This window comes from Roseateles sp. P2_H4 (genome assembly GCF_056403315.1).
The window spans coordinates 1-4169 of the sequence record NZ_JBFUFR010000082.1; the positions used below are offsets into that span (position 1 = coordinate 1).

A 4169-nucleotide genomic window follows, 5' to 3' on the forward strand; every position below is an offset into this window, starting at 1 on the left:
GCTTGGGCACCGTGCCGCCGAACAGGCCCAGCGGGTCGGCGGCCCCCGCGTCGCGGCGGACGCCGGGCTGGGTCGCCGCAGCCGCCGGCGCCATGCCGAAGAAGTCGGCGAAGGGGTCGGCCGCGGCGCCCGTGGCGCTGCCGGCCTCGACGATCAGTACATAGCCGCCGATCTGGATGTGGTCGCCCGGCTTGATGGCGGCTTCGCGGCCTTTGCCGAGCTGGATGCCGTTGACGCTGATGGCGTTGCTGCCCTGGTCGACGATGCCGTAGCCGCTGCTGGCGCGGAAGAGCACACGGGCATGCACGCGCGAGATCGTGCGCTCGGGGTCGGGGAGCACCAGCTGGTTGGTGTCCGCGCGGCCGATGTCGCCGCCGAGTTCGTCGAACTGGGCGGACAGCGGCTGGCTCACGGGCAGGCCGTTGAAGGTGGTGACGTTGAGGCGAATCATGGTGACTGATTCTCAGGGCGCCATGCCCGGGCCGCGACCCCTGCAAAACGGGTGTTGGCCGAGAGCGTGAGGAAGGCGCGTTGGGCGCCGGTCATCTGAGGACATAGACCTTGCCCTCGATCAAGGTCAGCCGCAAGGGCCAGGCGATGTTGCCAAGCGTCACATCGTCGTTCTGGCTGCCCAGGACCGGGGCGCCCATGGGGTTCAGGCATTCCAGTAGCCGGCCGCCGGCCACCAGGCGCGGCAGCAGCGTCTCGACGGTGGGCGGCTGCAGCGTTTCCAGCGCGCCGGCCTTCCAGAGCGCCTGCACCTGCTCGCGCAAGGCGGCTGCGCCATGGCCGGCGGGGCGCTGGTAGGCCTGATCCACCTCCTCCAGCTTGAGCCGGCAGGCGGCGAGGAAGCTGTCGGGGTTGCCGCGCGACAGGTCGAAGGCGATGCGCTGCAAGGTGGCGAGCACGGTCTGGCGGTCCTGGGGGCTGGGGTTGAGGACGGGAGCGTCCAGCCAGCGCCAGCGCGGGAAGGCGACGGGCAGCTCCAGGTCCTGGTGCTGCAGCGTCGGCGCCTCGAAGCTGGCGCCTTCCTCCACCGCCCAGTTCACCTCGGCGAGCACGCGCACGGCTTCGTCGGCCAGGCTCTTGCCCTGGCGCAGCAGCACGAGTCGGGCCCGCGCATGCGCCGCCCGCGAGGCCAGGCGCGGCTGGGCCGGCGCGTTCGGCGCGGCGACGGCCAGCGCGACCGGTGGCGGCGCGACGGCGAGGCTGATGCGGTTGCTGCCGTTCTGCAGGTATTCGTGCACGGTGACCGACTGGCTGCCGGCACCGGCCGGCAGGCTCAGCACGGGCACGCCGTTGACCAGCGCCTCGACGGGCTCGCCGCTGGTCTGCACATGCAGGCACATCAGGCGGTCCATCAGCCGGCACTCCAGTCGACCAGCGTGAGTGCTGGCACCAGCTCGCGGCGCTGGCGCTGCGTGCCGCCCTGGGGGTTGTTGCGCAACAGCATGACGTTCACGGGTTCGATCGCGAGGCGGTAGAACCATTGATGGCCGCGGCCATCGGGCCGCGCGCGCAGGCCGCATTCGCCGACCACGGCGCCGCGCAGCGATTCGTCCAGCGCACCGGCCGACAGCAGGGCCGGGTCGCCGGTGGCGATCGCGTCGACGCTCAGCGCGAAAGGGTGGCGCCACACGCATCTGGCGTCTGCCAAGCCTTGGCCCTCCGCCGCCTCGCCGCCGCGCTGGTCCAGCGCCATGCGCCATTCGGTCTGGCCCTGGGCGCGCAGGTCGACGCGGGCGCGGCTGCCGGCCCACTCGATGTCACCGGAGAGGCGCAGGTCGAGCATCAGCGCGGCGAAGTTGATCGTGCCTTGCGTGCGCATGACGATGGGGCCGCCTTCGCTGTCTTCGGCGTGCTGCCAGCCCCAGGTCAGGGCGGCCTTGCCGACCAGGGGGGCGGCTTCACCTTCCAGTTTCCCGGTGGTGTCGGCCATCTGGCGGGCCCAGGCATTGAACAGCTTCTCCAGCCCCGAGCGCGTCTGTGGCTGCAGGGCCTTCCAGCCGCTGAGCCAGACGGGCGTCGGCTGCTCCTCGCCGTCGAGTTCCAGCCGGCAGACGGTCTTGGAGGGCGGCGCCAGCGTCAGCTCGGCATCGGGCCAGGACTGGGCCGCCAGGGCGCCATGGCGGATCTGCAAAAGGCGCTGGGTGGCGGCATGCACCTGCAGGCCGATGTCCAGGCTGCCCAGCGGCGCGCCCGCGTCGCGGATGCCGCAACTGCCCAGGGCCACGTGCTGCACATCCGGCGGCTCGCCGTGGGCGATACCGGCCGGTCCGAGCTTGGGGTCGGGCGGCGGCGTCGCGGGGGCGTGCAGCGTGAGGCTCAGCTTGGCGGTGTCCGGCCCATGCCATTGCAGCCGGCCGGCCGCACTGTGATGCACGACCTCAGGATGCCGCTTGGCACCGCAGGACGCCAGTTGCTGCACGACGAGCTGCAGCCGGGCGCTGGCGCCGGCGCCCACGGCGCGGCTCAGTACCGGCAGCAGCAGCGGCTCCCGCGGTGGCGCGGTCAGCGTCTGCGGCTTGGGCACCCAGGGCGGCAGGTCGACGCGCTCCCAGCGCTCTTCCACGGCGCTGTAGGCCTGCAGCGGCTTGGGCTCCAGCACGGCGAAGCTGACGCTGCCGAGGTCGCAGGCCTGGGGAATCGGTGGCAGCGGCAGGTCGAGATAGATGGAGCGCCCCAGCAGCACGGTGCCCAAGCCGGCTTCGACCGCGGCGACGGCCTGGTCGAAGGCCGCGGGCGAGAGGGCTTGCGTGGCCGTACCGGCCTTGGCGTGGCGCCGCACCAGTTCCGCGCGCGAGCGCTGGCTGAGCTGGTGCAGCACGAGGGTGGGGCCCAGCGCCGTGTCGGCGCAGATGGCCGCAGCCCATTCGAAGCCGGCCTTGGTCTCGAAGCCCGCGCCCCACAGGCAGCACAGGCTGGCATAGCGCGCCTGCTCGGCGGCCTGCTTCAGGCCGAGTTGCACGGCGCGCTGCAGGGCGGTCTCCACGAAAGCGGGCCAGCGGTCCTGCAGGCGTTCGGCCACGGCCGGCCAGGCCTGGCCCAGCACCTTGTTGAGCGAGGCCGCGTCGCGCGTCGCCTGCAGGCGATCGACCAACTCCAGCTGCGGTGCGGTGAGGTTCAGCATGAGGGCATCAGTTCGGCTGGACGGCGCGTTCGTCGCGTTGCAGCACGCCGTCGGCCTGGCTCCACCAGACCCAGGCCTTGGGCGTCATGCTCACCAGCGACTGGCCGGCCGCAAAGACGCGGTCGCGCTGGTCGTGGCTGCAACTGGGCAGGTAGAGCTCCAGCAGCTCCGGGTCCCACCAGCTCCAGGGCCGGCGGTCGCCGTTGGGCAGGCGCACCTCGGCGAGGTCGCGGGCGAGTTCACGCATGGTCAGCAGCGGGCGGTTGGAGCGCATCAACACGCCCCAACCCGTGAAAGCGGTGGTGGCTTCGTCGATCAGCCAGCGCAGCAGCGCGCTGTCGGGGGCCAGCTCGGCGATATAGGCGGCCTGGGCGGCCTGCGCGGCCGGCAGCGCGCCGCGACGCAGGCAGTCCCAGTCGGCCTTGCCCTGCGCCAGCCGGGCCGGCAGGTCGGGCACCACGCGGCCGTCAATGACTGCATGCACGCGCGCGCCGTCCGCTGCCCACAGGGCGGCTTCGAGTTGGGCAAGGCTGAAGGCCGCGCTCATGGGCTGACCCTAGGCGCCATGCGCTGGCCCGCCGAGCGGGAATGAGCCCCTGCGGGCAGCCGTGCGGGGCTCATGCGAGTCAGAGGTCGTCCAGTTTGTCGGAAATAGCTTTGCCAATTTCGATCGCCTGGTCCACTTCCGTGATGCCCGTGACGCTCTTGTCTTTGAGATTCTCGGACGCAGTCTTGACCACATCCATGCCCTTCTTGGCGGCGTCCAGGCCCTGAGCCGCGTAATCCTCAACGACGCCGGGAAGCTCTTCCTCCACCCACTGGTGGGCCACGTCGAGCGCGCCCTCGAGGGGCGAGTCCACCGAGCTGACCTGGCTGGTCCCTTCGTCGAGGACTTCCGTCACCGAATCCAGGGCGTTGCCGAACTCGTTGTTGGGGTCGTCGAGTTCCTTCTGGATCGCGGTCGCGGCCATGCCGCCGGCCGCGGCACCGGCCGCTGCGGCAGCGCCGGCGAGGGCGGCCGCGGCTGCCACCTTCAGCG

5 protein-coding genes are annotated in these 4169 nt (G+C 71.9%); all 5 read right to left on the bottom strand.

Annotation, left to right across the window (positions count from 1 at the left end; translation table 11 throughout):
* Positions 1–451: FHA domain-containing protein (locus tag AC1DW3_RS30330; protein WP_477937938.1), on the bottom strand; the 451-nt coding region annotated here is incomplete at its 3' end.
* A 91-nt stretch (positions 452–542) separates the two neighbouring features.
* Positions 543–1361, bottom strand: a complete 819-nt coding sequence (locus tag AC1DW3_RS30335) for a hypothetical protein (protein WP_477937940.1) — start codon at positions 1359–1361, stop codon at positions 543–545.
* The gene (locus AC1DW3_RS30340; RefSeq protein ID WP_477937942.1) at positions 1361–3130 is read right to left on the bottom strand and encodes a hypothetical protein; all 1770 of its coding nucleotides are present in this window, start codon (positions 3128–3130) and stop codon (positions 1361–1363) included. The genes AC1DW3_RS30335 and AC1DW3_RS30340 overlap by 1 nt, the downstream gene beginning before the upstream one ends.
* A gap of 7 nt (positions 3131–3137) precedes the next feature.
* On the bottom strand, positions 3138–3677 hold the full coding sequence (locus tag AC1DW3_RS30345; protein ID WP_477937944.1) for a DUF4123 domain-containing protein: 540 nt from the start codon (positions 3675–3677) through the stop codon (positions 3138–3140).
* A gap of 79 nt (positions 3678–3756) precedes the next feature.
* Positions 3757–4169: hypothetical protein (locus tag AC1DW3_RS30350; protein WP_477937946.1), on the bottom strand; the 413-nt coding region annotated here is incomplete at its 5' end.

Bases quoted from the DNA above. Each gene is read 5' to 3' on its own strand.
- AC1DW3_RS30335 (WP_477937940.1), bottom strand. From the start codon at position 1,361: ATGGACCGCCTGATGTGCCTGCATGTGCAGACCAGCGGCGAGCCCGTC.
- AC1DW3_RS30340 (WP_477937942.1), bottom strand. From the start codon at position 3,130: ATGCTGAACCTCACCGCACCGCAGCTGGAGTTGGTCGATCGCCTGCAG.
- AC1DW3_RS30345 (WP_477937944.1), bottom strand. From the start codon at position 3,677: ATGAGCGCGGCCTTCAGCCTTGCCCAACTCGAAGCCGCCCTGTGGGCA.